Source organism: Streptomyces sp. AM25 (genome assembly GCF_058146165.1).
Map to the genome: position 1 here is coordinate 55,622 of NZ_JBKIWN010000017.1, position 26,038 is coordinate 81,659.

The window sequence follows — 26,038 nt, forward strand, 5'->3', positions numbered from 1 at the left end:
CGTCACGGGGCGCGATCGGCTCATCCCTCGGGATGCCGGTGCACCCGCGCGATCCAGTCCGCCGGTTTGGCGATCTCGGCCTTGGTGGGCAGCGTGTTCGGCGACGTCCACACACGGTTGAAGCCCTCCATGCCGACCTCGTCCACGACGGCCCGGACGAAACGCTCACCGTCACGGTACTGCCGCAGCTTGGCGTCCAGGCCCAGCAGCTTGCGCAGGGCCGCGTCCAGGCGGCCGGCACCGGTGGCCCGGCGCTTCTGGAACTTCTCCCGGATCTCGACGACGGACGGTACGACGCGTGGCCCGACCCCGTCCATCACATAATCGGCGTGCCCCTCCAGCAGCGACATCACCGCCGTCAGACGGCCCAGGATCTCCCGCTGGGCGGGCGTCTGGACCAGCTCCACGATGCTGCCGGCCGCGCGGGCCTCCCCGTCCTCCTCCGGCGGCCTGCCGCCCGCCAGCGACTGCGCGGCCTCGCGGATCCGCTCCAGCAGCGTGACCGGGTCGACCTCGGTCTCGCCGAGGAACGCCTGGATCTCCCCCTCGATGTGGTCGCGCAGCCAGGGCACCGCCGTGAACTGGGTGCGGTGCGTCTCCTCGTGCAGGCACACCCACAGCCGGAAGTCGTGCGGGTCCACCTCCAGCTCGCGCTCGACCTGGACGATGTTGGGGGCCACCAGCAGCAGCCGGCCGCCGCCCGCCGCGGCGCCAGGCAGGCTCCGGCTCGCCGGGGCGAACGTCTCGTACTGGCCCAGCACGCGCGAGGCCAGGAACGACAGCAGCATGCCGAGCTCGACGCCGGTCACCTTGCCGCCGACCGCGCCCAGGACGGCGCCGCCGGGCACGTTGCCGCGGCGGTCCTGCATCTTCTCCAGCAGCGGGCCCAGGATCGCGCGGAAGCCCGCCACGTTGGCCCGGACCCAGCCGGCCCGGTCCACGACAAGGACCGGGGTGTCGGCGCCCTCCCCCGCCGACGTCATCCGCGTGAACTCCCGGACGTGCCGCTCCGAGGCCTTCGCGTGCCGCCGCAGCTCCGCCACGACCTCGCGCGCCTCGTCCCGACTGACCTCGGGCCCCGGCTTCACCAGGCGCGTCGCGGTGGCCACCGCGAGCTTCCAGTCGACCATCTCCGCATCACCGATGCTCGTCATGGCTTTCACGGTACGTGCTGCGCACGGCCAGGGGTGAGGGGTTGCCGCGCCCGCGCCGGGCCGCTGCGCGGGGACCGGTGCGGACGGCACCGTCGTGGCCGGGCACCGTTGCGGCGGATTCGAAGGGCGCGGACGCCCTTCAGCCCTGCGGGCCCGGAGCGAAGAGGCCCGCCCTCTTCACCCCGCCGCGACGGCGCCCGGCCACGACAGCGCGGCCCGGCGGTGCCGGCCGGCCTCAGCCCCGGCAGCCGCACCCCGTCAAGGTGGATGCCAAGTGGTCCAGGGCGCGCTGGGCCGCGTCGGCGTCCGAGGTGCCGCTCGCCATGAAGGCGAACACCAGCAGGCGTCCGTCGGCGTCGACGACCGTGCCCGCCAGGGTGTTCACCCCCGTCAGGGTGCCCGTCTTGGCCCGGACCACGCCCTTGCCGTCGCCGGAGGCGTACCGGTCGCGGAGGGTGCCCGTGAAGCCGGCCACGGGGAGGCCCGTGAGGACCGGGCGGAGTTCCGGGTGGGCGGGGTCCGCGGCGCGGGCGAGGATCCGGGAGAGGAGGGCCGCCGGGACCTGGTCCGTGCGGTCCAGGCCGCTGCCGTCCGCGATCTTCGCCGCACCGGCCGGCAGGCCCAGCCTCCCCAGCCGGTCGGTGACCGCCTTCGCCGCGCCCTCGAAGCTCGCCGGCTGCCCGGACGCCAGAGCGGTCTGCCGGGCGAGCGCCTCGGCGATGTCGTTGTCGCTGTTGGTCAGCGCCCGTTCGACCAGCGCCGACAGCGGCGCGGAGGAGACCGCCGCGATGCGCTGCGCGGACGCGTCCGCGCGGCCCTCCGCCGGATCGCCGTCGACCTCGACGCCCCGCTCGTGCAGCAGCTCCGCGAACTTGCGGGCCGCATCGCCCGCCGGGTCCGCCGAACGCTCGGCAGGCCCCTTGTCCGAGCCGTCCAGGCGGCCCTCGTCCACCATCAGGGCCGTGACGGGGGCGATGTTCTCGTTGGGCCCGATCGGGTGCAGTACGGGCCCGGAGTAGCGCGACGTGTCGTACGCCAGCTTCGTACGGCTCGTCCCCCGCGCCTCGAGCGCCTTCGCCGTCGCGTCCGCCAGGTCGCGCAGGCTCGCGAACCGCGGCCCCTCGCCCTGTGCGGGGAGCGCCGTCAGCGTCGGGTCGCCGCCGCCCACGAGGACGATGCCGCCGGATCGCGGCGCCATCACCGTGGTCTCGATGCGGTGGTCCGGGCCGAGCGCGGAGAGCGCGGCCGCCGCCGTGGCGAGCTTGATCGTGGATGCGGGGGTGTACGCGACGTCCTGCCCGGTGCCGTAGAGCTCGTCGCCGGACTGCACGTCGATGACGGACGCCGCGTGCGCCGTCCCCAGCGCGGGGTCCTGCAGCAGCGGTTCCAGGGCCGCGGCGAGAGCCGGGCGGACCGGCGGCCGGCCCGCGCCGAGCGTCCCCAGAACGGGCGGCGCGGATGCGGAGGACGGGTCTCCGCCGGCGTGATGCTCGCCACCCGCCCGCGCAGCGGCAACCGCGCGTTCCCGTTCGGCCTTACGCTGGCCCGAGTCCCAGGGACCGGCGGCCGCCACCGCGCCGGTCGCGACCACGAGACCGGCGACGGCGGACGCCGCGACGAACCGAACGGTACGGCGCTGCGCCCGGGGGATGTTCCGCCATCGCCCGGCCTGCCGCCGCAGCACCTCGGGCACCATGGACCAGCCCCTTTCGCCACCACACCACTGCGTGGGGGACACTTAATCACCGCATCACCAGACGTATGTGTTGATCATGAAGGAGCCACCCGTGGAGTTCGACGTCACCATCGAGATCCCGAAGGGTTCGCGGAACAAGTACGAGGTGGACCACGAGACCGGTCGCATCCGTCTGGACCGCCGACTCTTCACCTCGACCAGCTACCCGGCCGACTACGGCTTCGTCGAGAACACCCTCGGCGAGGACGGCGACCCGCTGGACGCCCTGGTCATCCTCGACGAGCCGACGTTCCCCGGCTGCCTCATCAAGTGCCGCGCCATCGGCATGTTCCGCATGACGGACGAGGCCGGCGGCGACGACAAGCTGCTGTGCGTTCCCGCGAACGACCCGCGTGTGGAGCACCTGCGCGACATCCACCACGTGTCGGAGTTCGACCGCCTGGAGATCCAGCACTTCTTCGAGGTCTACAAGGACCTCGAGCCCGGCAAGTCCGTCGAGGGTGCCGACTGGGTCGGCCGCGCCGAGGCCGAGGCCGAGATCGAGGCCTCCTACAAGCGCCTTGAGGCCGCGGGCGGCGCCCACCACTGATCCTGCGGATCGGCTCGGCGGTGTGGTGTCGGGGTACCCCGACACCACACCGCCGAGTCACTGCACGGAGTGAAGAGGCGCCGCCTCTTCATCCCCGCCGCAACGGCGCGCAGCCACCGCGGCGCAGTCCGGCGGTGCCGAACCGCCGCCGCCCCGGCCGCCGCACTCCGTGGGCAGTGCAGTGTGTCGACCGCGGGTTCGTCGTGGCTGGTCGCGCAGTTCCCCGCGCCCCTTCGGGGCGCGACCGGCCCCCGACCGCACCCCGTGGCGCAGCCACGGTCGGGCCGCGCAGGGGTACCCCTAGAACCCCCGCGTCCGCTTCGCCGCACGGCGCCCCGCGCCGGCCCCCGGGACGCGGATGAACAGGCGGGCCATTTCCGAGCCGAGGTTCACGCCGATCGCGATGGCCAGTGCCAGCGCCGCCGCCTTGGTGAGGCCTGCGATGCCCGTGTTCAGGTCGTTCTTGGCGAAGTTCAGCAGCGCGAAGTACACCGCGCTACCGGGTAGCAGCGGGCCGATCGCCGCCGTGACGTACGGGAGCGCGGACGCGTACCGGTACCGGGCCATCAGCTGCCCGAAGAGGCCGACCAGGCCGGCCGCCACGGCTGTGGCCGGCACCGTGTCGAGGCGTACGGTGTCCGCCAGCGCCCCGTAGACGACCCACGCGACCCCGCCGTTCAGGGTCGCGTACAGCACTGTGGAACGTTCCTGCTGGAGCAGCACCGCGAAGGCGAAGCACAGCAGCATGGCCGCGATCGTCTGGACGACCGGGCGCACCTGGCGCTCCAGCGCCGCCTCCGGGTTGAGCGTGGCGCCGCCGATGTGCACGCCGCCGTAGAGCACCATCAGCACGCCGCAGACGATGCCCGCGATCAGGTAGCCGACCTCCAGCAGCCGGGCCGCGGCGGTGATGTAGAAGCCCGTCAGGCCGTCCTGTACGCCCGCCACCAGGGCCCGCCCGGGGATCAGGGCGAACAGTCCGCCGGTGATCACGGCGGAGGCCTGGACCTGGACGTAGCCGTGCGCTGCGCTGAGCGCGACGCCCATCGCGGCGGGCGCCATCGCCGCGGCGACGAACTGGTAGAACTCCGGCAGCCCGCGCCCCGCCGCCAGCCAGGCGAGCCGGTCGCCGAGCATCGCCCCGGCCATCGCCGCGAGGAAGACCACGACGCCGCCGCCCACGAGCATGCTCGCAGCGCCGGCGAGCAGCCCCGCGGCGGCGGTCAGCGCCCAGGACGGGTACGGGTGGCGGTTGCGGCGGATCTCGGCGAGGCGCCCGTACGCCTCCTCCAGGGTCAGGCCCTGGCCCTCCTCCGCGCTGGTGATGTCGTGGACGAGCCGGTAGACGGCGGACAGCCGGGTGTAGTCGGTGCCGCGGCGGCGCACGGTGCGGCCGGCGGTCACCGGGTCGTCGACGAGGGACGCCTGGTAGCTGACGGACAGCTGGTTGAAGGTGACGGTCGGCTCGCAGCGGTGGAGCCCGTAGGCGTGCGCGACGCCGTACATGGCGGCCTCCACGTCCTCCGCGCCCTCGCTCGCCGCGAGCAGCAGCTCGCCGATGCGCAGCGTGAGGTCGAGAACGCGCGGCACGGCGGGCCCGGCCTCGCCTTCCGGCCTCTCGATGCGCTCCGGGGCCGGCCGTTCCGCCAGCGGCATGCGCAGCATGGTGCGCATGCGGTCCTGCCAGGGCCCTTCCTTAGTGAGGCTGACCCGGGGTATGCCGTAGGGCGGGGTGTAGGCGGGCTGGGCGGACGGCGACGTGGTGCCCACGGGGAGGGTGAAGGCCGAGCCCTCCTGCTGGCTCCCGGAGTCGGCGGCGACGCCTTGCGGAAGGGCGAACTCGGAGGTGGGGTGCTCGTCCTCAGGGGCTGCCGGCAGCGGTACACCCAGGGGCGGGGTGAAGGCGCTGTGCGCCTCGTCGGACTGCGGTTTGCGGTCCTCTCCCGATGCTCCGTCCGGGTCCCCGCCCCACTGCCGATCCACCACCGCGTGCTCCTCGCCGTGCCCTCGGAGACTTCTGCTCTAGGGCCACGATGCACGATGGTCCGTACGGCCGCTCAACGGGGGGCCGTCCATCCGGAATACGGGGCTCAGCGGCGCGCGTGCCGCCCGCGCTGCACCGCCACCGGGGGCTCCGCGCCCTCCCCCGCCTTCTTCGCCTTCGAGCGGGCCCGCAGGAACTCGACCGCGATCGGCACGACCGAGATCAGCACGATGGCGACCAGCATCGCCTCGATGTTCTTGTGGACGAACTCGATCCGGCCGAGCACGGCGCCCAGCAGCGTCACACCGGCGCCCCAGAGCGTGCCGCCGATGATGTTGAAGGTGATGAACGAGCGGTAGTTCATCCGGCTCACGCCGGCGATGATCGGTGTGAAGGTCCGGATGACGGGCACGAAGCGGGCCAGCACCAGCGACTTCGGCCCGTACTTCTCGAAGAACTCGTGGGCCTTCTGGACGTTCTCCTGCTTGAAGATCTTCGAGTCGGGGCGCCGGAACAGCGTCGGCCCCACCTTGCGGCCGAAGAGATAGCCCGCCTGGTCGCCGAGGATCGCGGCGAGCGCGACGAGCAGACAGACCACCCACAGCGGGTACTGGTTCAGCTTGCCCGTGGTGACCAGCAGGCCCGTGGTGAACAGGAGCGAGTCTCCCGGCAGGAAGAAGCCGATGAGCAGGCCCGACTCGGCAAAGACAATGGCCAGGACTCCGAGCAGGCCGAACTGGCCGATCAGGTAGTCCGAGTCCAGCCACTGGGGGCCGAGCGCGAGAGTGGTCGGGGTCACGGGTGACAGGCTCCTGGGTCGAGGGCACAGGCTCGTGCGAGGCCCGGGCACAGGCGGGGGAGGCGGTGCGGCCACCAAGTATGCAACGGACCCGGGGACCGCCCGGTTCCGGAGGGCGACCGGAACCGCACCCCCCGTGCGTGGCAACCCCCCGACCTCGACGTGCGTCTCGATCGTCGACCGGCAAAACTGCACAGACGGAGGTGGGATGCGATGAGCATCAATGAGTTCGGCGGCGGTCAGCAGGCGCAGTCGGATGTGCTCGTGGTGACGACGAACGACGTGCCCGGACACCGGGTGGAGCGGGTCATCGGCGAGGTCTTCGGCCTCACGGTGCGCTCCCGGAACGTCGGCAGCCAGATCGGCGCGGGCCTGAAGTCCCTGATCGGCGGCGAGCTCAAGGGTCTGACCAAGACCCTGGTCGAGACCCGCAACCAGGCCATGGAGCGCCTCGTCGAGCAGGCCCGGGCGCGCGGCGCCAACGCCATCCTGGCGTTCCGCTTCGACGTGACGGAGGCGGCGGACCTCGGCACCGAGGTGTGCGCGTACGGCACGGCCGTGGTGATCGCCCCGCAGCAGTGACCTGCCGGTGAGGGGCGGCGCGGGGACGGTCCCCCGCACCGCCCCCGCCCGTGGATCACCGCTCAGCCGGCGTGCCGGGCGGCGTTCGCGAGGATGGCGTCCCGCAGGAACACGGCCATTCCCGGCTGGATCGCCTCGAACGTGGCGGCGAACCGCTCGTCCGAGACGTACATGTTCCCGAGGCAGGTGTGGAACTCGTGCGAGCAGTCGTAGTAGTTCCCGTCGATCTGCTGCCGGTACTCCTCCGCGAGGTCCATGGCCGCCTCCGAGTCCGCAGCGGCGCCGGACGCGACGAGCGCGGCCGTCCGCGCGTTGAGGTCGTCGTACTCGGCCTTGATCCGCAGCCAGTCCTCCTTGGTGTACCGGGCTGTGCGCTGTTGCGACTGCGCATACGCCTCGGTGTTCCCCCACCGTTCCCGGACCTCGTCGGCGTACTGCTCGGGGTCGTGCTCGCCGAAGACCTCGAACCTCTCCTCCGGCGTGAGCTGGATACCCATCTTCCGTGCCTCCATGGCGTGTTCGACGGCGGCGGCCATCCGCTGGAGATGCCCGATCCGGTCGGCCAGCAGATCGTGCTGACGTTGCAGGTGCGTCATCGGATCGGCGCCGGGATCGTCCAGCAGTACCGCCACCTCGTCGAGCGGAAACCCGAGCTCCCGGTAGAACAGGATCTGCTGCAGCCGGTCGAGATCGACGTCCTCGTACCGCCGGTGCCCGGCGTGACTGCGGCCGGAGGGCACGAGCAGCCCGATCTCGTCGTAGTGGTGCAGCGTTCTCACGGTCACGCCTGCAAAGGCGGCGACCTGTCCCACGGAGTGGCTCATCGCCCCCGCTCCCTTCTGTGTGCACGCTCCACGGTGGGGGCTCACGCTACGTGAGGTGCAAGTCCCTTCGTTCGGGAGGCGGATCAGGAGGCGGATCAGGAGCCGAAGGGGACGGCGTCCTTGGGGTCGGTGTGCCAGTCGGTGACGACCGGCCTGTCGACGAGGATCGTGCCGACCTTCAGGCTCACCGGGTTCGGGTCCTCGGTGCCCACGCTGACGATGATGCTGTCGAGTTCCTTGCCGTAGTGGTTGTTGGTGGTCTTCGGGTTCACACCGGCGTACACGGTGGTGTTCCCCTTCAGCGTCACCGCATCGCCCGCGACCTGCTCGGCCGGGCCGGCCATGGTGCCGTCCGAGCCGAAGGAGACCGTCGGGAGGCCGTCGGGCAGAGTGCAGGTGATGCCGGGCTTGGCCTTGGCACTGACGAGGATGTAGCCGCCGGCCTGCGTCTCCGAGCGGGTGGCCCAGATGATGTCGTTGGCACCGCAGACCTGGCCGTAGTGGCCGCTCTTGTCACCACCGGCGGACGCCGCGGGGGCGTGCGTCCTGCCGTGCGTGTGGCCGGCCGTGGGCTGCGGCTCGGTGTGCGTGCCGCTGCTCCGGGGCGCGGGGGCGGCGGCAGAGGCGGGCACGGAGGCGGAGGGGGACGCGGACGGGGCCGCAGACGCGCCGCCCGCCGCGGAGGCGTCGCCGGTGCAGGCCGCCAGTGACAGCGCCCCGGCGAACGCGGTGGCGGCGATGACGGCGGTACGGATGCGGTGCTTGCGCATGGTGATTCGGTTCTCCCCGAGAGACGGTACGAGCCGGCTGGCTGCTCGACCACCTTGCGAGGCACGGCCCGGGCCCGGCAACGCCTTGCCGGGAGGACGGGACGGTGGAACGGAAAAGCGCCTCTGACCTGCTGAAATACTGCCCCCTGGAACGCGGCGCCGGAACACGGCCGCGCCCCGAAGGGGCGCGGGGCTGTGCTCATCATGCGGCTCCGCCGCATGGGCGCGACCAGCCACAGACGGCCCGCGCCCGAAGATCAGCTGTCCCCGGCGGAGCGCTCCCCCGCCATCACGTACGCCCCCGCCTCCAGCCGCGCGATCAGCCCCCGCGTCCACCGCTCCCCGCCCTCCGCCTGGTGCTCCCACATGCCGCCGATCTCGGCGATGTGACCCCAGTCCGCGCCCTCGGGCGGGGTCCAGCGGGCGCGGATGTCGGCGCGCCAGGACTCCAGGGCGGCCACGCGCTGGCGCAGCAGGGAGACGGCCTCGGCCCGCGGGAGGTCGGTGAGGAAGCCGACGCCCGCGGTGAGGACGTCCAGTTGGGGAGCGGTCGACGTCAGTGCGGCGCGGAGGAGGGCGAGGAACTCGGTCTCGCCCTCCTCCGTCAGTTCGTACTCCGTGCGGGGCGGGCCGCCGGCCTCGCTGGGGGCCGTCTCGTGCTCGATCATCAGGCCTTGGCGGGCCATGGACTTCAGCGCGTGGTAGATCGAGCCGGGCTTGGCGTTCGACCACTCGTGGGCGCCCCACATCTCCAGGTCCGCGCGGACCTGGTAGCCGTGGGTACGTCCGTGCTGGCGCACTGCGCCCAGAACCAGGAGGCGGATCGCCGACATCGGGTGCGGTCTCCTTGCCGGTGAGGGCGGATGGGGTGCCACCCTTTCACCTCGGGGCGCAGTTCTTCGGGTGCGGGTCCGGTTTGCCGCGCCCCTACGAGGAAGGCTCCTCGTCCATCAGCTCGAACGCCGTCTTGCCGTCCAGCGATTCGCGGATGACGTCCGCGTGGCCCGCGTGCCGGGCCAGTTCCTCGATCAGGTGCAGCAGCAGCCACCGCATCGACACCCGGGTCCGCGGCGGGAACCACGGCGCCTCCGGCAGCGGGAACGTCTGCTCCAGGCTCGGCAGCCCGCGGATGTACTCCTCGACCTCCGCCTGCACCTTCTCCCAGTGCGCGAGCTGCCCGGCCACCGTCTCGCCCTCCACCAGGCGGAAGCTGTCCGGCCAGTTGGACTCGTCGCGCTGGACCTCGGGCGGCAGCTGCTGGGCCATGCGGAGCCAGTTGTGCTCGACCTCGACGACGTGCTTCACCAGCCCGCCCAGCGACAGTTCACTGGCGCTGGGCTTCTGCCGGGCCTGCTCCTCGGTCAGGCCGAGCACGGCGCGGCGGATGCCGCCGCGCTGGGCCTCCAGGAAGGCGAGCAGGGTGCCACGCTCATCGGAGGGATCCGGTTCGATCACGTGCATGGGCATGAGAACTCTCCTTCGGTCGGCGTCCTTGCGAACGGCTCCAAGGTAGGCCCCAATGAGGACAGTTCCTGTCCTCTATACGAGCGCTCAGAAGGGGAATCTGCTCTGCCCGTGCTGGATCGAGATCCACTTGGTCGTCGTGAACGCGTCCACCATCGCGTCCCCGTTCAGCCGCCCCACCCCGGAGTGCTTCTCGCCGCCGAACGGCACGATCGCCTCGTCGTGCACCGTCGCGTCGTTGACGTGCACCATGCCCGTCTCGATGCGCTTGGCCACCCGCACGCCCCGCTCGACGTTCCCGGTGTGGACGGCGCCGCTCAGGCCGTACGGGGTCGCGTTGGCGAGGCGCACGGCCTCGTCCTCGCCGTCGAAGGGGATGATCAGGGCGACGGGGCCGAAGATCTCCTGGCCCAGGATGGGCGAGTCCTCCTTGAGGCCCGTCAGCACGGACGGGCCGACGAGCGTGCCGTCCGTCGTGCCCCGTACGAGCGCGGTCGCCCCGCCCGCCACCGTCTGCTCCACGAGCATCGTGATCGCCTCGGCCTGGCCGGAGTTGATGAGGGGGCCGATGTGCGTGGCGGGGTCCCCCGGGTCGCCGACCTTCAGGGTGCGCACCTTCGCCACGAACTTCTCGGTGAACTCGCGCTCCACCGAACGGTCCACGAGCACCCGGTTCGCGGCCATGCAGACCTGCCCCTGGTGGACGAACCGGCTGAAGACCGCGGCGTCCACCGCGTAGTCGACGTCCGCGTCGTCGAGGACGATCAGCGCGCTGTTGCCGCCGAGTTCGAGAATCACCTTCTTGAAGTGCGAGGCGCCCACGGTCGCGACGTGCCGGCCGACCTTGTCGGAGCCGGTGAAGGAGAGCACCTTGGGGACGGGGTGCTCGATGAGCGCGTCACCGATCTCCGCGATGTCCGTGACGACGACGTTGAGCACGCCGGCCGGGACTCCGGCGTCCGCGAACAGCTTGGCGACCAGGCCGCCGCCGCATATGGGCGTGTTCTGGTGGGGCTTGAGGACGACCGCGTTGCCGAGGGCGAGGGCCGGGGCCACCGACTTGATCGACAGCAGGAACGGGAAGTTGAACGGGCTGATCACGCCGACGACACCGACGGGCAGCCGGTAGAGGCGGTTCTCCTTGGTGTCGTCGGGGGACGGCAGGATGCGGCCCTCGGCGCGCAGGGCGAGCTGGATCGCCTCGCGCAGGAACTCCCGTGCCAGGTCCAGTTCGAAGGCGGCCTTGAGGGCGGTGCCGCCGCACTCCGCGCTGATCGCCGCGGTCAGTTCCGCCTCGGTGTCGTCGATGATGCGCAGCGCGCGCTCGAAGACCAGCCGGCGGCGGTACGGATTGACCGCGGCCCAGCCGGGCTGGGCGCGCTCGGCGGCCCGGTAGGCCTGGTCGATCTCGGCGACGGTGGCCACGGTGATGGAGGCGAGCTTCTCCCCGTCGTACGGGTTGAAGTCGACGATGTCCCAGGAGCCGCTGCCGGCCCGCCACTCGCCGTCGATGTACTGGAATGCCAGCTCGTTGAAGTAGGAGCAGTCGGACATGCGCCATCCCTGTCTGCGAAATGCGGGGCGCCTGTGACGCCCTTATCGAATGAGGGCCTCCTGATGAGACGTCATCGTACTGATGTATCAGAGGAGTTGAAGCAGGCGGCCTATCAGTTCGCGTGATGCGGCGGGCGGCAGGCTCTCGGCGTGCAGCTGCTCCATCACACGCTCGTACTGAGCCACATCCTCCCCCTTGTCGAGGTAGAGCGCACTGGTGAGCTGCTCCAGGTACACCACGTCCGACAGGTCCGACTCGGGGAACCGCAGCAGGGCGAACGAACCGCTCTCGCCGGAGTGCCCGCCGTGCGCGAACGGCATCACCTGCAGTGTCACGTTGGGCTGTTCGGAGATGTCGATGAGGTGCTGGAGCTGCCCGCGCATGACCTCGCGCCCACCGTACGGGCGGTGCAGCGCGGCCTCGTCGAGCACGGCGTGGAAGCGTGGGGCACGCTCCGAAAAGAGCAGTTTCTGGCGCTCCATGCGGAGCGACACCCGCCGCTCTATCTCGGCGTCGTCCGCCTTCGGGTTGCCCCGGAGTACTACGGCGTGCGCATAACCTTCGGTCTGCAACAGGCCGTGGACGAACTGGACTTCGTAGATCGAGATGTGCGAGGCGGCTCCCTCGAGTCCTACATATGTCTGGAACCATCCGGGCAGGACGTCCCCGTAGCTGTGCCACCAGCCCGCCACGTTGGCCTCGCGGGCCAGTCCGAGGAGGGCCTCGCGCTCGGCCCCGTCGATCACCCCGTAGAGCGTGAGCAGATCCTCCACATCCCGCGCCTTGAAGCTCACCCGGCCCAGCTCCATGCGGCTGATCTTCGACTCGGACGCCCGGATCGAGTACCCGGCTGCTTCGCGCGTGATGCCGCGCGACTCGCGCAGCCTCCTGAGCTGGGAGCCCAGCAGTATGCGTCGCACCACGGAACCGCTCGACTCGTTCGTGGCCATCTCTGCGACCCTTCCTCTTCCGGTCCTGTGTCAGGGCTGTGTGGTGGTGTCGTCGCTTCCGCACCCTCCTGAGGGCGACCCCCGCTGCCCTCGGCGCCGAAGTCTGCCATCTCCGGGCTCCGTTGCGTGCAGGTGTGGTTACCCAGATGAGCCATAGGCGGAGTCTCTACGTCAGGAGGCGCAGGGAGAATTGCTCCCCAACTACCCTGTGCGCCCCCAAATCGCTCTCGTGCACGTGCATCTGCCCTTGCATCCGCCCTGCGCATTGGGAACCATGGAGCTCGCACACGTGCACGTCACGTCAACGTCACGTCAACGATTGCCAGGAGTGCCTCGGATGGGTACCGAAGGATCGACTGTGCTCTCGCCGTTATGGAGAGGGCTGCCCGCGATCGGCTCATCCGTCGTCTCCAACTCGGCGTCCTGTTCCCTGCCGCACCGCTTCGAAGCGGTGCGCAGTGCACGGAAGTTCACCGCAGCCACGCTCGACCAGTGGGGCCTCGCCGCGCTGTTCGACGACGTGGCGCTCGTCGTCTCCGAGCTGGTGACCAACTCCCTGCGCTACGCGGCGGTACCGGGCGACCGAGCGGGCGACGGATACGAGACTCCGGTACGTCTCCATCTGATGCGCTGGACGACGCGACTGGTGTGTGCCGTACGCGATCCGAGTGAGGCCGGTCCGGTCGCGGGCCGTGCCGCCGCGGGGGACGAGTGCGGCCGCGGGCTGTTTCTCGTGGAGCAGTTCAGCGACAGCTGGGGATGGCACCCGCTGGCGGGGGCGCTGCGGGGCAAGGTGGTGTGGGCGCTGTTCAGACTGCCGCTCGAGGGCGGGTCCGACGGGGGCGACGGGGGGCTCCGCGGCGGACTCCCGGCCTAGCCGGCGGCTGCACAGCGCACTGCCCGCACACGGTGTGATTCCGACGGAAAGTCGTACGGCTGGAGGGGAGTCGTGCGACCTGCCGGCGGGACGGCGGCCCGGCACAGGGCCTAGTCCCGTATCAGGTAGTCGAATTCGCCGTCCTTGATCCCCAGCAGCATGGCCTCGATCTCGGCGGGGGTGTAGACGAGAGCGGGGCCCTCCGGGTGGCGGGAGTTGCGTACGGCAACCCCGCCACCCGGCAGTTTCGCGAACTCCACGCAGGAGCCCTGGGAGTTGGAGTGACGGCTCTTTTTCCAGACGACACCGTCGATGTCCGATGCAGCCATGCCGTTGTACGCGTGGGGCACTGGGCTCTCCCGGATGATTGCAGGGGGCATCCCAGGACGTGGATTCAGGGATGACAACTGCTCCGGATCATAGCTGCGTTCATGTGCTCATGCATGAGCCGATGCACGTGCACGCTCGGTGTCCCCGTCGCTACCTCACGGATTCCGACCGGAAGACGGACGTCCAGCGGAAACCATGGAGGAATAGGGCAGGAGAGCCATCTCGCGGGCATTCTTGATCGCCCTGGCCAGCTGCCGCTGCTGCTGCACGGTGACATGGGTCACCCGGCGGCTGCGGATCTTTCCGCGGTCCGAAATGAACTTCCGCAGCAGATCGGTGTCCTTGTAGTCGACGTAAGTGATTCCGGCGGCGTCCAGGGGATTGCGGCGGGGCCTGGGGGCCTTGCGGTTGTTGCGGTGGCCGGGGGGCATGGGAACGGCGGTCCTTCCGGATCAGGAAACGGGGTCGAGGAGTTCGTCGAATGCGGGTGAAAGGCTGCGCCAGGCGGCCGGGCCCGCGGCATATTCGGCGTCGGTGAGCAGGCACGACTCCAGCAGCGCGCGCAGCCCGTCCGTGTCGAGCCCGGGCGAGGTGAAGGTGAGGTACTGGGCGCGGTCGCCGTGCTCGGGGTGCCAGTCCAGCGCCGCGGCCACCCGGCGGCCCGGGGGCACCAGCTCCCAGGCGGCGTCCGGCAGCGAGGCCAGCCAGGGCCCGGCGTTCTCCACGCACAGGGCACCGCCCGCCGCGTCCCAGGACAGCAGGGTGTCGCTCCGGTCGGCGAGCCAGAACCGGCCCCGGCTGCGGGCCGCGGCGCAGGTCAGGTCCTCCAGCGCTGCGTAGAGCCGCCCGGGGTGGAAGGGGCGGCGGCCCTGCCAGACGAGCGTGCCGACCCCGTCCGCGTCGGCCTCCTGCGGCAGCAGGGCGCAGGCGGGGTGCTGGCGCAGGGCCGCGGCCTCGACGTCGAAGCCGGCCACCGCGGCCGCGGCGAGCTCGACGGAGCCGACGGGGATGCGGCGGGCCCCGGGCGCGAGCTGGGCGAGGATCGCGTGGTCGGAGGCGTCGGCGACGCCGTCGGCCTCCGCGACGGCCAGCACCGTCGGGTACTCCAACTGCCGTGCGAACGTGTCCGCGACGGTCCGCTGGTCGGTCACCGCGGCGGCCAGGCCGGCCTCGGCCAGGTCGTCCCCGTTGCCCAGGCACGGCAGCACCAGGGCCGGGTCCACGGCCGTGAACACGCCGGTCAGCCGCACGTCCGGGCCGCCGTGCGCGGCCACGACCTCGGCCATGGCCCGGGGCTCGACGGAGTCCCACAGCTCCACGACGGCGAGCCGGTGCGTCCCGGCCACGGCGATCCGCTCCAGCTCCGGCATCAGGTCCTCGCGCAGCGCACAGCAGGCGCAGTCGTTGACCAGCGGCGCCTCGCCCTCGTCGAGCGTCCCCGAGCGGTCGCGCACGGTCCGGCGGACGGTCCCCGCGATGGCCGTCGCGAGGTCGTGGTGCAGGGCGACGGACCCGGGCACGGTGTGCAGCAGCCGGTCGACGGCGGCACGGCGGGCGTCGCCGTGCAGTCCGCCGACCAGCACCACGGGCAGCTGTGGGGCGCTCATCAGCGTGCTCCGCCCCGGCCGCGCCTGTTGTACCGGCGCTCGAAGCGCTCCACGCGCCCTGCGGTGTCCACGACGCGCGCGGTGCCCGTGTAGAAGGGGTGACTCGCCGAGGAGATCTCCACATCGATCACGGGGTAGGTGTTGCCGTCCTCCCACTCGACCGTCTTCGCGCTGGTGGCGGTCGACCGGGTGAGGAAGGCGAAGCCGGCGGCCCGGTCACGGAAGACGACGGGGCCGTAGGCGGGGTGGATTCCGGGCTTCATGGCGGTCAGCGCTCCTCTCGGAAGATGACGTGCCGGCCGACGACCGGGTCGTACTTGCGCAGAGAGATTCGGTCGGGATCGTTACGCCGGTTCTTGCGGGTCACGTAGGTGTAGCCGGTCCCGGCGGTGGACCGGAGCTTGACGACGGGACGTAGTTCGTTGCGGGCCATGGGGGCTACTATACAGAAATGGTTTCCATTTTCATTAGGAGGTACTGACGATGTCCGCGCACTGCCAACTCACCGGCCGCAGGCCGGGGTTCGGGAACTCGGTGTCCCACTCGCACCGGCGGACGTCGCGCCGGTTCGACCCCAACGTGCAGCGCAAGCGGTACTGGCTGCCGAGCGAGGGGCGGCATGTCCGGCTCGTGCTCAGCGCCAAGGGGATCAAGACGGTCGACTCGATCGGGATCGAGGCCGCGGTGGCGCGCATCCGCGCGCGAGGGGAGAAGGTCTGATGGCGAAGAAGAGCAAGATCGCGAAGAACGAGCAGCGGCGGCTGACGGTGGCGCGGTACGCGGCGCGGCGGGCGGTGCTCAAGGCGGTGATCCGCGATCCGCGGGCGCCGGAGGGGGAGCGGGTCGCGGCGCGGGCGGAGCTGGCGCGGCAGCCGCGGGACGCGAGTGCCACTCGCGTCCGGAACCGGGATGCGGTGGACGGGCGGCCGCGGGGGCATCTGCGGAAGTTCGGGCTGTCGCGGATCAATGTGCGGGCCGCCGCACATGCGGGGTTCCTGCCGGGGGTGCGGAAGGCCAGTTGGTAGGACGGGGCGCGGCCCCCGGGCCCCTGGTCCGTCGGCCGCGGGTCGTCCTGGGCTGATCGCGCGGTTCCCCGCGCCCCTTCGGGGCGCACCCCCCGGTCCGTCGGCTGCGGGCCGTCCGTGGCCGGTCGCGCAGTTCCCCGTGCCCCTGACGGGGCGCGGCACCCCCGTTGTCAGTGCCCCCTGCGAGACTCGCAGAGTCGGGACGGGCCACGGGGGTGTCCGTCCCGGCACCGCACCCGCACGGCCCAGCCCAACAGGCAAGCGCAGTGCGCCCGGCACAGGATGGAGGTCATGACCCTGAGCCTCGATCAGCTGAGCCGCTGCACCGTCGCCGTCGACCTGGGTGCCGCCAGGACCCGGGTCTACCTCAAGAACACCGGCCTGGTCGTCGACGAACCCAGCCTCGCCGCGGTCAACACCCGCACCGGCTCGCTGATCGCGGTCGGCTCCCTCGCCGAGGGCATGGCCGGCCGGACGCCGGGGCACATCCGCGTCGTGCGGCCGATCTCCGGCGGCACGGTCGTCGACATCGACATGGCCCAGCGGATGCTCCGCTTCCTGGTCGACGACAGGATCCGGCGCGCCTGGCGGCGCAAGCCGATGCTGCGTGCCGCGGTCTGTCTGCCGCACGACGCGGAACCCATCGCGCAGCGGGCCGCGGTGGAGACACTCAGCGCCCTCGGGGCGCGCCGGGTCGAGCTGGTGGACGCCCTCATCGCCGCAGCGGTGGGCAGCGGGCTGCCGGTCGAGCGGCCCGAGGCCACCATGATCCTGGTGTGCGGCGCGGCGTCCACGCAGGTCGCGGTGCTCTCGCTGGGGTCGATCGTGGCGGCCGAGAAGGTGCAGGTGGGCGGGGACGCCATCGACTACGCCGTCGTCCAGCACCTGCGCAGCGAGCACGAGCTGATGCTGCCCTCCCAGGGCCTGCACCCGCTGCACCTGGCCCTCTACGCCGATCCGGCCGTGGTCGGCACGGAGACGGAGGTGCGCGGCCGGGACGTGGCCACGGGCCTGTCCCGTACGGTCCTGGTGAACACCGCGCACGTCCGCGAGGCCATCAACACCCCGTTCACCGCCATCCTCGACGCCATAGGGCGCGTGCTGCGCGAGTGCCCGCCCGACCTGGTGGCCGACCTGGCCGACCGCGGCGTGATGCTCGCCGGCGGCAGCGCGATGCTGCCGGGCCTGGACACGATGATCGAGCGGGCGACGGGGATGATGGTGCAGATCGCCGAACACCCCGACGTCTGCGCGGTCGAGGGGCTCGGCGCGATGATCGAGGGCAAGCTGCAGCCGCTCGGCCTGGAGCCGCTGGCGAATTGAGGCTGCCTCAACAGTCCTTGTGAGCCTCCTTGGGAACTTCTTTACCTTCTCGATCCGTTCTCCATGTGCACCCCGAGAAACGAGGAGAAACGCACATGGCGCTCTGGGACCGACTCAAGGACTCGGCCACGACGATGCAGGGCCAGCTCGTAGCGAAGAAGAACGAGTTGAAGAGCGGCGCCTTCCGGGACGCGAGCATGGCGATGTGTGCTCTGGTGGCGGCCGCCGACGGTTCGATCGACGCCTCCGAGCGGCAGCGCGTCGCGTCGCTGATCGCCACGAACGACGTCCTGAAGAACTTCCCGGTCGACGACCTGCAGGCGCGTTTCCACGACTACTGCCAGAAGCTGACGACCGATTTCGACTTCGGCAAGGTCAGCGTGCTGCAGACCATCGGCAAGGTGCACAAGAAGCCGACCGAGGCGCGTGCCGTCATCCAGATCGGCATCATCATCGGCGGCGCGGACGGCGACTTCGACAAGTCGGAGCAGGCCGTCGTCCGCGAGGCCTGCTTCGCCCTGGGCATCAACCCGGCCGAGTTCGACCTCTGATGGCCTCCTCCGGGCCCGCTCCCTCCGTCAGGCGGAGCGGGCGGCCCGGAGGCGCGTCACACCCGAACGGGCACGGACTCCCGCGCCCCCACCCACGTCCCCAGGGCGATCTCGGCCGTGATCCCCGGCCCGAACCCCGCGATGACGCCCCGCGCCTCGTGCTCGGCGCCGCCGTCCTCGAAGAGCCGGTCGAGCGCGTCGAAGATGACCGCGCTGGCGATGTTGCCGCGCTCCGTCAGCGTGGCCCGGCTGTAGCGGAACATCTCCGGGGTCAGCCCCAGGTAGTGGCACAAGTCGTCGAGGATGCGCGGACCGCCCGCGTGCACGATGTAGAAGTCGAGGGCGGAGACGTCCCAGTCGTGCGGCTTCGCCATGTCGCGCATCGCGGGCGCCAGCATCGACATCGTGCCCGGCACCCGCTTGTCCAGGATGAAGTGGAAGCCCGTCTCCCGGACGCCGTAGGAGATCCAGGCCTCCGTATCGGGCACCAGATGCGAGCCGTTGCGCTCCAGGCGCACCCCCTGGCCGCCCTCGCCGCGCACCACGGCCGCCGCCATCCCGTCGCCGAAGAGGCCGTTGGAGAGCAGGTTGCCGACGCCCAGGTCCGTGGGCTGGTAGAGCAGCGAGCAGAACTCGCAGGCCACGATGAGCACGTTGGACCGCGGATAGGCCTTGCAGAAGTCGTGCGCGCGGTTGATCGCGGCACCGCCGGCCGCGCATCCGAGCTGGGCGATGGGGAGTTGGCGGGTCTCGTTCCGGAAACCCATGGTGTTGATCAGCCATGCCGTCATCGACGGCATCATGAAGCCGGTGCACGATACGTACACGATCATGTCGATGTCGCGGACGGTCACCCCGGCCATGTCCAGCGCCCGCTGGATGACGTCGGGCACCCTCGCCTTGGCCTCTTCCTCGTAGCGCGCGTTGCGCGTGGTGAAGCCTGGGTGCCTGAGGGTGTCCTCGATCGGCTGCACCAAGTGGCGCTTCTGCACGCCCGTATTGCCGATGAGCCGCAGCGCCAGATCGAGCTGCGGGTGGTCGGCATGCAGCGTGCGGGCCAGCTCCAGGGTCTCTTCCCGCGTGATCACATGCTCGGGTACCGCGATGGCCGGTCTGCACAGTGTCGCCATGGCGGCCTCCCGTTTTCCCGTCTGCAACGCGCGGCCGCCCCTTTGGCGCGGCAGCCTATCTCCACGTCTCCCGCAACAAAAAGCACGCCACACCTTTAATCCGGCAGTTCACCCGAATAGTGGACCATTCGGAGCAAACCAAATGAACATTCGTCGAACATGACGTCAAAGATTCACTCAACCGGTGGCGGCGTACGCCCGGAGCGCATCAGAAGGGCGTCAGGAGTGCCCGCGTCCTCTTGAGCCCGGGCCGCCGCCCTCCTTGGATGGACCTCGTGAACAGCCCACTGCGCGAGAACGACCGGCCGCCTCATACGGCGACGCCGCGTCCCGCGCGCTGTTCGCGTCCGGCGGGGATACCCGCACCGCGCGGCTGAGCCCCGCGCCGCCCCGCCCCGCCTGCCGCGCCTCCGCGCACCCGCCTTCCTGCCGTAGCCGCCCCTGCCCGCGGCCGTCCGCGTCACCGGCACCACCGGAACAACGCTCGTCGGCGCATCCTGTCGCGCCCGACGCGCTCCTCGTTCGCCCGGCAGCCCGTCCCCCGCCATCCGGCGGGGTGCTGCCGCCTATCCGAATCCCGGAGTGGATCATGTCTACCGCCGTCTCGCCCTCCCCCCGGACCGTGCTGGTCACCGGTGCCACCTCCGGCATCGGCTGGGAGACCGCCCGACTGCTCGCCGCACGGGGCGACACCGTCGTCCTGCACGCACCGGACCAGACCTCCGGCGACGACGCCGTCGCCCGGCTCGTGACCGCCGGTGCGAACCCGCTCCAACTGCGGCTCGTCGTCGCCGACTTCTCGCGGCTCGACGAGGTCCGCGCGATGGCCGCCCGCGTCGCCGACGAACACCCCGCCCTGGACGCACTCGTCAACAACGCCGCCGTCGCCGCGCCCGAGCGCCGCACGATGACCGCCGACGGCAACGAACTCTCCCTCCAGGTCAACTTCCTGGCCGCATACCTGCTCACCAAAGAGCTCTCCGGCGCGCTCTCCGCCCGCCCCGGCGGCCGCGTCGTCAACGTGTCGTCCTCGATGCACCGCACCGCGTCCATCGCCTGGAACGACCCCCACCGCGCCCGCCGTTACTCCCGGCTCGCCGCCTACGCACAGTCCCAGCTCGCCCTCACGGTCTTCGCCCGCGCCGCGGCTCCCGCCGGGGCCTGCTGGACGTCCGTCAGCGTGCACCCCGGCATCTGCGACACCGCTCTCATGCCCCTCTACGCGCACGAGGGCGACCCCGCCGCCGAGGGCGCGGAGCGCGTGGTGCGCCTGTGCGACCCGGAGACCGAGCTCGTCCCGGGCGGCTACTACGACCGTACGGCGCTCTCCCCCGCCGCACCGGTCGCCCTGGAGGACCGCACGGTCCGCCGACTGTGCAAACTCGCCGACCAGTTGGTCGGCAAGGCCGCTTGAAACCTGGTCACTTGTCACTGGAAAGAAGGACGTCATTCATGTCCAAACGCGCACGCAAGAAGAAGGCCCGCCGCAAGAAGGCCGCCAACCACGGCAAGAAGGCCGGCGGTCGTTGAGCACCGCCGGAACATCATGACCGCGCCGACGCGTCATGCCGTGCCCGTCCCGGCCGGCGGCCCCTGGGAGTCCTGGTTCCCGTCGGGACACCCGGGGCTGGGCTCCCTCGCGGAGCACGTCCGGTCGACCGGGACGGGCCACTGGTGGGCCGACGACCCGCACGCGCCGCGGGCCGGAGCGGTCGGCTGCGCGGGGCACGTCCTGCTGGGCGGCGACCCGCGCGCCGTGCACCCCGGGGACCTGGCGCCGCTGGCCCGCAGCTGGTTCGCCGCGCCCGACCGCTTCCTGCCCCTGCTCGGGGCCGCCTTCGACCGGATCGTCCCGTGGGAGCGCATGGTGTGGGTACGGGACGGGGCCGGCGGGCGCCGCACGCCCGTACCGCCGCCGGGCACCCGGATCCGCCGCCTCACCGCCGCCGACGCGGACGCCGTCCGGGCCCTGGGCCCGGACCTCGCCTGGATTGCGGAGAGTTGGGGCGGACCGCACGCCCTGGCCGCCTCCGGGCACTGCCGCGGCGCCTTCCGCGACGGCCGGCTGCTGTCACTGGCCTGTACGTACTTCCTCGGCAGCCGCTACGAGGACATCGCCGTCGCCACCGTGCCGGAATCCCGCGGCCGGGGACTGGCCCGAGCATGCGTCCTCACCCTCTGCGCGGACGTCGCCGCGCGCGGCCGCACCCCGAGTTGGACCTGCTCCCGCGACAACCACCCCAGCCGCGCCCTCGCCACCGCAACGGGCTTCCGGCTCGTGCGGCAATACGTTCACTACGGCGTCGGCCGGGCGGTCACTTGTTGCACAGAGCGGTCGACAGCACCTTGAGAGCGGCCTGATCCTGCTTTTCGGTCTTGGTGACGTTCTGGTTGAGCGAGAGAGTGATCTGCCGCTTGCCGTCGGCCGTCGTGAAGCTGAAGGTGTTGTATCCGGCGACGCTGCCCGTGTGCCCCCAGACGGGCGCCTGGCCCGTGCCGGCACAGTAGTTGGTGCTGTCCTCCAGACCGAGACCGTACGAACGGCCCGGCCGGTCGTCACCGTCCGGCCGCATGGCGCGCATCTCGCGCAGCAGGGCGGGCGGCAGCAACGCGCCCTTTCCGAGCGCCCTGTAGAACGTATTGAGGTCGTGGGTCGTCGAAATGAGCGTGCCTGCACCCCAGTAGACGGACGGGCTGAACTCCGTCGTGTCGGTCGGTGCTGCGGACGGCCCGTCGACCCACTCGTAGCCGTTCAGATGCGCACCGGGCATCTTCGTCGTGGTCGGGAACGACGTACCGGTCAGGTGCAGCGGTCGCACGATGCGGCGCCCTATCTCCTGACCGAGTGAGCGGCCGGTCGTCTTCTCGACCAGAAGGCCCAGGACGACGTAGTTGGTGTTGGAGTACGACCAGGAGGTGCCCGGCGCGAACTTGGGCCCGGCGTCGGCGGCGAGGGCGACCAGATCGCGCGGGGTGCAGGAGGCGGTCTGCAACGCCCGTACCGGATCGGGCTTCTTCAGCAGGACATCGGCCAGGTAGTCGGCCAGGCCGCTGGTGTGCGCGAGGAGTTGCCGTACGGTGATGTGTTCGCCGTTGGGGACGAGGCCGGGCAAGTGCTGCTCGATGGCATCGTCGAGGCCTATCTTGTGCTCGGCGACGAGCTGCAGCACGACGGTGGCGACGAAGCTCTTGGTGACGCTTCCCGCGCGGAACTTGTCCCCAGGCTGTGCATGACGCCCACTGCCGATGTCGGCTGTGCCGCTGCTGCCCCGCCAGGTCCCGTGCTCATCCCGCACCTCGGCTATCGCCCCGGGCACGCCCGTGGCGACCACCGCGTCCAGCGACTGCTGCAGTGCGGTGTGGCCTCCGGCCCGGTTCGGGGTCGCGGCGGCGGCCGGGACCGCCGCAGGGACGGCGGCGACTGCGGCGAGCAGTGCGGAGACAACGGCACTGGACGTGCGGGACATCGGGGTTCCTCCCGTTCGGTTGACGTGTTCATCAACCTAGGCGGGGGCCACTCCGCTTCGGATCGTGATCAAGGAGGATGCCGGTGGGCATGCCCCCTAGAGGAACCCCCTAGCAAGCGCTCCGTCGGTAAGGCAGTTCGACGACTGCAGGCCGTCCGTGGCCGGTCGCGCAGTTCCCCGCGCCCCTACGGGGCGCGAGTCCCTCAGTCGCCCGCTTTGAGCGACCTCACCAGGTCGACCGCCTCCCTCAGGTTGAGCCCCGGCCGTGCCTGCCGGATCGCCCGGACGGCCTTGACCTCGTGCGTGACGGGGTCGACCCCGGCGACGGCGAGCGTCTTGCGGGCCCAGTCAGCGGTGGCCGCCTGGTCGGCGGAGGCGAACTCCTCGACGATGGCCAGCGCCCGCTCCAGACCGGGGCGTTCGGCCTCACCGGCCTCGCCGAGTGCGGTGTGGAGGGCGTCCTTGACCGGTGTCAGGTCGGGAAGCAATGGGCGGTTCGTAGGCCAGAAGTTGCGCATGGCCCATTATGACCAGTGGGTCTCCAACTCGAACCAGACCGTCTTGCCGATCCCGTGCGGCCTGGGACGCACGTCCCACGCCGTGGCCAACGCGGCCACCAGGGCGAGGCCGCGGCCGGACTCGTCGTCCGGCGAAGCGTTGCGCTTGCGCGGCAGACCGTCGCCCGCGTCCGACACCTCGACGCGGAGCGTCTTGCCGACGATGACACACCGGGCACTGATCTCCCGGCCGGGGGCGGCACGTGCGTGCCGGCACGCGTTCGTCATCAGCTCGCTGAGGAGGAGGACGGCCGTCTCGGCGGCGGGTTCCGGGAGTTGCCATTCCTGAGCCTGCTCGCGCAGCAGCCTGCGGGACCGGCCCACGCTGCGCGGGTGCCGCGGGAGGCACCATCCGACGAACCGGTCGGGGAGGGGGGTTGTCATGGATGCGTGTCCTTGTTGCTCAGCGTCTTGTCACTCGGGAGCGGGGTGGTTGCACCCGCTGAGGGGTCACAGCGTGTGCTTCGCGGGAACATGCTGGGCAGGGGCGAGGCGGGTACGGGCACGGGTTGTACCCGCGGTGGACCCCAGCAGAGGGGTGATGCGATGTCGGGTGAGGCTCTCCCGCCAAGTGCCTGGCGGTACTGCGGTAACCAGATCAAGCTCTGGCGCGTGCTGGCGGGCATCAGCCGGGAGGAACTGGCCCAGGAGGCGGGGTACGAGTACGAGACCATCAAGTCGATGGAGCAAGGCCGCCGGCGGCCAACGCTGAGGCTGCTGCAGGTTGCCGACCAGACATGCAGCGCCAGAGGGTTGCTGCTAGCGGCACGCGAATATCTGGAGCCGCAACGGCATTCATCGCAGATTCCGGAGTACAAGGCTGTCGAGGCCGAAGCGCTTGCGATCTCGTCGTACCAAAACCTGCTCGTGCCCGGCTTGCTGCAGACCGAGGACTATGCGAGAGCCCTGCTGAACAGCCACTGGCCGCCTGTGGACGACGAGGTGCTCGAAGAACGGGTGACAGACCGTATGCGACGGCAAGAGAAGCTGATGCGCAAGCCCGCTGCGTTGTTCAGCTATGTGATCTATGAAGCCGCGCTACGCAGCAGTGTTGGCGGACCGTCGGTCATGAAGGGCCAGCTGCTCCGCCTACTCGACGCAGGGGCACTGCGCAACGTTTCGATCCAGGTCCTTCCGGCAAGTCGGAACGCGCCCGGACACCTCAACGGGCCACTGGTACTGCTGGAGACAACCCGGCACAAACACTATGGCTATGTGGAAGGCCAGAACACTCACGTGCTGCACTCCGATGGCGAGACAGTCGGTGACCTGACCCAGCGATACGGGATGATCCGCATGCAAGCCCTGAGTATCGAAGAGTCGGCAGACTTCATCAGAAAGGTACTGGACGAGCAATGAGCAGCAAGCCGAGGTGGTTCAAGTCCAGCTACAGCGACAACGTGGGCGGCGACTGCGTTGAGGTCACCTGTCTTCCTCGTACCGTCCACGTCCGAGACTCGAAGCTCGGGAACAACCCACAACTGATCGTCCCGGCCCCCGCATGGGCGGACTTCATAGGGCACATAGCCGCACCGTAAGGGCCCGAGACTCGGGGGCCGAGATCCGAGCGCTCTTTGCAAGGAATGGGTGGTGGTGATAACCCACCCACCCTCCCAACTCCCGCGCAAACACGTCCGGATGACATTCGCGGAGCGAACCCGCACGGCGCGCAGCGGCCGTGTAGCGTGCGCAGCAACAAGCAACCCCCGCCGGTGCTGAGAACACCGAACGGGGGTCTACCACCAAAGACGTAGAGGATCTTGATGGCTACCGCCCAGCTTAGCGCTGCCGCGCCCCCGTACGCGCCCCCAATGGCCCGACCGGGCTACGGCAAAAAATCCGTACCCGACCAAGCCCCCCGCCGCGCGGGCGACTTCGCTCACCTGCCCGAACGTGAGGCATCGGTCGCCGCACACATCGACCGACTCCCGGACGGCGCCGCCGTCGACATCAAGACGCTGGCCAGAGAGCTGGCTGCGTACGGCCAGCAGGCAGTGGCCAAGGCCCTGGAGAACCTCTCGAAGGCGGGCCACCTGCGCCGCTTCAGGGAACAGATCGGCACCCAGTGGGTGACCCGTACGCACTTCTCCCGCACCGCGCGGGACGACGCATGGTGGAACCACTACCTGAAGCACGACGAGGCACTGCCCACCAGGGCGGCGAGCCGCAGCGAGGCGTACGAAGCGCTGGCGGCCGTCGGCCGCACCGCGCCCCGCATGACGCTCTCGGCGGCGGAGTGCGCCCAACTGGAGCCGCTGGCAGCGGAATGGCTGGCCCGAGGGGCCACGAAGGAGCAGCTGATCGCCGCCCTCACGAGCGGCCTCCCGGACCCGGTGCACTCGCCGGTCGCGCTGGCCGGCAAGCGCCTGACCACCAAGATCCCGCCGGAGCGACCGATCCGGCAGCCCGCCCGCATCATGGAATGCACCGCGTGCGGCATCCCGGGGCGCCCGGAGGCCCTGCCGGGCGGCTTGTGCCGCCAATGCCGGGGCGAGGAAAGGCCACTTGACCCGACGGTCAGCTCGGACACTGCGGCCCGCCTGGCCCAGGTACGGGCTGCGATGCGCAGCAACAGATATCGCGCGCAGCGGACCGACGCCCCTTGTCAGTCCTCCGAGCCACTGAGGACTGACAAGTAGGCCACCGGTTGCACCTCGCACCGTACCGGAAGCACCACCCCCACCGTCCCGAATACCGCGCGTAGCGCCACCGACACACCAAGTGCCCGCCAAACGTGTAGAGTTCACAACGGCGCGCCGAGCGCGCCCCCCTTCAAAGAGGAGCCGACGACGTCGGGTTCGTGG

Annotated in this window: 32 protein-coding genes; 13 read left to right on the forward strand and 19 right to left on the reverse strand. The window is 70.8% G+C overall.

The window, feature by feature from the left end:
* Positions 1-20: 20 nt before the first annotated feature.
* Together ACLHRZ_RS23505 and dacB are read right to left on the reverse strand one after the other, a co-directional pair.
* Positions 21-1,154, reverse strand: coding sequence for a zinc-dependent metalloprotease (locus ACLHRZ_RS23505; protein ID WP_490420465.1), 1,134 nt, complete (start codon positions 1,152-1,154; stop codon positions 21-23).
* 235 nt (positions 1,155-1,389) lie between these two features.
* Positions 1,390-2,850 carry a D-alanyl-D-alanine carboxypeptidase/D-alanyl-D-alanine endopeptidase gene (dacB, locus tag ACLHRZ_RS23510; protein ID WP_490420466.1) on the reverse strand — a complete coding sequence of 487 codons (1,461 nt, stop codon included), beginning with the start codon at positions 2,848-2,850 and terminating at the stop codon, positions 1,390-1,392.
* A 91-nt stretch (positions 2,851-2,941) separates the two neighbouring features.
* On the opposite strand from dacB, the gene ACLHRZ_RS23515 reads away from it, so the two are divergent.
* A complete protein-coding gene (locus tag ACLHRZ_RS23515; protein WP_087926944.1) occupies positions 2,942-3,439 on the forward strand; it encodes an inorganic diphosphatase in 498 nt (165 codons plus the stop codon).
* 300 nt (positions 3,440-3,739) lie between these two features.
* On the opposite strand, the gene ACLHRZ_RS23520 is transcribed toward ACLHRZ_RS23515, so the two are convergent.
* Both ACLHRZ_RS23520 and ACLHRZ_RS23525 read right to left on the reverse strand, forming a co-directional pair.
* Positions 3,740-5,425 carry a threonine/serine exporter family protein gene (locus ACLHRZ_RS23520; RefSeq protein WP_490420467.1) on the reverse strand — a complete coding sequence of 562 codons (1,686 nt, stop codon included), beginning with the start codon at positions 5,423-5,425 and terminating at the stop codon, positions 3,740-3,742.
* A 104-nt stretch (positions 5,426-5,529) separates the two neighbouring features.
* Complete coding sequence (locus tag ACLHRZ_RS23525) at positions 5,530-6,222, reverse strand: DedA family protein (protein ID WP_490420468.1); 693 nt, start codon at positions 6,220-6,222, stop codon at positions 5,530-5,532.
* 213 nt (positions 6,223-6,435) lie between these two features.
* Between ACLHRZ_RS23525 and ACLHRZ_RS23530 the strand changes: the two genes are divergently transcribed.
* Positions 6,436-6,804 carry a YbjQ family protein gene (locus ACLHRZ_RS23530; protein ID WP_336410727.1) on the forward strand — a complete coding sequence of 123 codons (369 nt, stop codon included), beginning with the start codon at positions 6,436-6,438 and terminating at the stop codon, positions 6,802-6,804.
* 62 nt (positions 6,805-6,866) lie between these two features.
* On the opposite strand, the gene ACLHRZ_RS23535 is transcribed toward ACLHRZ_RS23530, so the two are convergent.
* The 6 genes from ACLHRZ_RS23535 to ACLHRZ_RS23560 form a co-directional block, all read right to left on the reverse strand.
* Complete coding sequence (locus ACLHRZ_RS23535) at positions 6,867-7,628, reverse strand: MerR family transcriptional regulator (protein ID WP_490420469.1); 762 nt, start codon at positions 7,626-7,628, stop codon at positions 6,867-6,869.
* A 95-nt stretch (positions 7,629-7,723) separates the two neighbouring features.
* Positions 7,724-8,398 carry a DUF4232 domain-containing protein gene (locus ACLHRZ_RS23540; RefSeq protein WP_490420470.1) on the reverse strand — a complete coding sequence of 225 codons (675 nt, stop codon included), beginning with the start codon at positions 8,396-8,398 and terminating at the stop codon, positions 7,724-7,726.
* A gap of 257 nt (positions 8,399-8,655) precedes the next feature.
* Positions 8,656-9,231 (reverse strand): PadR family transcriptional regulator, encoded by a 576-nt coding sequence (locus tag ACLHRZ_RS23545; protein ID WP_490420471.1) that lies wholly within the window; start codon positions 9,229-9,231, stop codon positions 8,656-8,658.
* Positions 9,232-9,325: 94 nt separating this feature from the next.
* Positions 9,326-9,865 carry a DinB family protein gene (locus ACLHRZ_RS23550; RefSeq protein ID WP_490420472.1) on the reverse strand — a complete coding sequence of 180 codons (540 nt, stop codon included), beginning with the start codon at positions 9,863-9,865 and terminating at the stop codon, positions 9,326-9,328.
* An 84-nt stretch (positions 9,866-9,949) separates the two neighbouring features.
* Positions 9,950-11,416 carry an aldehyde dehydrogenase family protein gene (locus tag ACLHRZ_RS23555; RefSeq protein WP_490420473.1) on the reverse strand — a complete coding sequence of 489 codons (1,467 nt, stop codon included), beginning with the start codon at positions 11,414-11,416 and terminating at the stop codon, positions 9,950-9,952.
* Positions 11,417-11,503: 87 nt separating this feature from the next.
* Positions 11,504-12,367: a Sco1979 family transcriptional regulator gene (locus ACLHRZ_RS23560; protein ID WP_490420474.1), complete on the reverse strand. Its 864-nt coding sequence runs from the start codon at positions 12,365-12,367 to the stop codon at positions 11,504-11,506.
* A gap of 337 nt (positions 12,368-12,704) precedes the next feature.
* Between ACLHRZ_RS23560 and ACLHRZ_RS23565 the strand changes: the two genes are divergently transcribed.
* The gene (locus ACLHRZ_RS23565) at positions 12,705-13,244 is read left to right on the forward strand and encodes an ATP-binding protein (protein ID WP_490420475.1); all 540 of its coding nucleotides are present in this window, start codon (positions 12,705-12,707) and stop codon (positions 13,242-13,244) included.
* 110 nt (positions 13,245-13,354) lie between these two features.
* Here the strand turns inward: ACLHRZ_RS23565 and ACLHRZ_RS23570 are convergent, their stop codons facing one another.
* From ACLHRZ_RS23570 to rpmG, 5 genes are all read right to left on the reverse strand, one after another.
* The gene (locus ACLHRZ_RS23570) at positions 13,355-13,594 is read right to left on the reverse strand and encodes a DUF397 domain-containing protein (RefSeq protein WP_171083776.1); all 240 of its coding nucleotides are present in this window, start codon (positions 13,592-13,594) and stop codon (positions 13,355-13,357) included.
* Between the two features lie 135 nt (positions 13,595-13,729).
* Complete coding sequence (rpsR, locus tag ACLHRZ_RS23575; RefSeq protein WP_490420476.1) at positions 13,730-14,005, reverse strand: 30S ribosomal protein S18; 276 nt, start codon at positions 14,003-14,005, stop codon at positions 13,730-13,732.
* Between the two features lie 21 nt (positions 14,006-14,026).
* Positions 14,027-15,181: a CobW family GTP-binding protein gene (locus ACLHRZ_RS23580; RefSeq protein ID WP_490420477.1), complete on the reverse strand. Its 1,155-nt coding sequence runs from the start codon at positions 15,179-15,181 to the stop codon at positions 14,027-14,029.
* Positions 15,181-15,444, reverse strand: coding sequence for a type B 50S ribosomal protein L31 (locus ACLHRZ_RS23585; protein ID WP_490420478.1), 264 nt, complete (start codon positions 15,442-15,444; stop codon positions 15,181-15,183). The genes ACLHRZ_RS23580 and ACLHRZ_RS23585 overlap by 1 nt, the downstream gene beginning before the upstream one ends.
* A gap of 5 nt (positions 15,445-15,449) precedes the next feature.
* Entirely contained in the window at positions 15,450-15,614 is a 165-nt protein-coding gene (gene rpmG, locus ACLHRZ_RS23590; protein WP_451424086.1) for a 50S ribosomal protein L33, read from the reverse strand.
* Positions 15,615-15,664: 50 nt separating this feature from the next.
* Here rpmG and rpmB point away from each other — a divergent pair, with 50 nt between their 5' ends.
* The 4 genes from rpmB to ACLHRZ_RS23610 all read left to right on the forward strand — a co-directional run bounded on the left by rpmB (position 15,665) and on the right by ACLHRZ_RS23610 (position 18,080).
* Positions 15,665-15,901, forward strand: coding sequence for a 50S ribosomal protein L28 (gene rpmB, locus ACLHRZ_RS23595; protein WP_490420479.1), 237 nt, complete (start codon positions 15,665-15,667; stop codon positions 15,899-15,901).
* The gene (gene rpsN, locus ACLHRZ_RS23600; protein WP_490420480.1) at positions 15,901-16,206 is read left to right on the forward strand and encodes a 30S ribosomal protein S14; all 306 of its coding nucleotides are present in this window, start codon (positions 15,901-15,903) and stop codon (positions 16,204-16,206) included. Before rpmB ends, rpsN begins: the two co-directional genes overlap by 1 nt.
* Positions 16,207-16,497: 291 nt before the next feature.
* On the forward strand, positions 16,498-17,529 hold the full coding sequence (locus ACLHRZ_RS23605) for a rod shape-determining protein (RefSeq protein ID WP_490420481.1): 1,032 nt from the start codon (positions 16,498-16,500) through the stop codon (positions 17,527-17,529).
* Between the two features lie 95 nt (positions 17,530-17,624).
* On the forward strand, positions 17,625-18,080 hold the full coding sequence (locus ACLHRZ_RS23610; RefSeq protein ID WP_490420482.1) for a tellurite resistance TerB family protein: 456 nt from the start codon (positions 17,625-17,627) through the stop codon (positions 18,078-18,080).
* A gap of 56 nt (positions 18,081-18,136) precedes the next feature.
* Here ACLHRZ_RS23610 and ACLHRZ_RS23615 read toward each other — a convergent pair whose 3' ends face one another.
* Entirely contained in the window at positions 18,137-19,237 is a 1,101-nt protein-coding gene (locus ACLHRZ_RS23615) for a type III polyketide synthase (protein WP_490420483.1), read from the reverse strand.
* Between the two features lie 562 nt (positions 19,238-19,799).
* On the opposite strand from ACLHRZ_RS23615, the gene ACLHRZ_RS23620 reads away from it, so the two are divergent.
* From ACLHRZ_RS23620 to ACLHRZ_RS23630, 3 genes are read left to right on the forward strand one after another with little or no spacing between them, the layout of a single operon-like run.
* Complete coding sequence (locus ACLHRZ_RS23620) at positions 19,800-20,624, forward strand: SDR family NAD(P)-dependent oxidoreductase (RefSeq protein WP_490420484.1); 825 nt, start codon at positions 19,800-19,802, stop codon at positions 20,622-20,624.
* A gap of 38 nt (positions 20,625-20,662) precedes the next feature.
* Positions 20,663-20,740, forward strand: a complete 78-nt coding sequence (locus ACLHRZ_RS23625; protein ID WP_490420610.1) for a 50S ribosomal protein bL37 — start codon at positions 20,663-20,665, stop codon at positions 20,738-20,740.
* A gap of 16 nt (positions 20,741-20,756) precedes the next feature.
* Positions 20,757-21,560, forward strand: a complete 804-nt coding sequence (locus ACLHRZ_RS23630; protein ID WP_490420485.1) for a GNAT family N-acetyltransferase — start codon at positions 20,757-20,759, stop codon at positions 21,558-21,560.
* Here ACLHRZ_RS23630 and ACLHRZ_RS23635 read toward each other — a convergent pair.
* The 3 genes from ACLHRZ_RS23635 to ACLHRZ_RS23645 all read right to left on the reverse strand — a co-directional run bounded on the left by ACLHRZ_RS23635 (position 21,526) and on the right by ACLHRZ_RS23645 (position 23,618).
* A complete protein-coding gene (locus tag ACLHRZ_RS23635) occupies positions 21,526-22,677 on the reverse strand; it encodes a serine hydrolase domain-containing protein (RefSeq protein WP_490420486.1) in 1,152 nt (383 codons plus the stop codon). The genes ACLHRZ_RS23630 and ACLHRZ_RS23635 overlap by 35 nt on opposite strands.
* Before the next feature lie 203 nt (positions 22,678-22,880).
* Positions 22,881-23,165 (reverse strand): hypothetical protein, encoded by a 285-nt coding sequence (locus ACLHRZ_RS23640; RefSeq protein ID WP_490420487.1) that lies wholly within the window; start codon positions 23,163-23,165, stop codon positions 22,881-22,883.
* A 36-nt stretch (positions 23,166-23,201) separates the two neighbouring features.
* Positions 23,202-23,618, reverse strand: a complete 417-nt coding sequence (locus ACLHRZ_RS23645; RefSeq protein ID WP_490420488.1) for an ATP-binding protein — start codon at positions 23,616-23,618, stop codon at positions 23,202-23,204.
* Between the two features lie 162 nt (positions 23,619-23,780).
* On the opposite strand from ACLHRZ_RS23645, the gene ACLHRZ_RS23650 reads away from it, so the two are divergent.
* From ACLHRZ_RS23650 to ACLHRZ_RS23660, 3 genes are all read left to right on the forward strand, one after another.
* Entirely contained in the window at positions 23,781-24,593 is an 813-nt protein-coding gene (locus ACLHRZ_RS23650) for a helix-turn-helix domain-containing protein (protein ID WP_490420489.1), read from the forward strand.
* Positions 24,590-24,772, forward strand: coding sequence for a DUF397 domain-containing protein (locus ACLHRZ_RS23655; RefSeq protein WP_490420490.1), 183 nt, complete (start codon positions 24,590-24,592; stop codon positions 24,770-24,772). Before ACLHRZ_RS23650 ends, ACLHRZ_RS23655 begins: the two co-directional genes overlap by 4 nt.
* Positions 24,773-25,045: 273 nt before the next feature.
* The gene (locus ACLHRZ_RS23660) at positions 25,046-25,873 is read left to right on the forward strand and encodes a hypothetical protein (protein WP_490420491.1); all 828 of its coding nucleotides are present in this window, start codon (positions 25,046-25,048) and stop codon (positions 25,871-25,873) included.
* Positions 25,874-26,038: the final 165 nt, after the last annotated feature.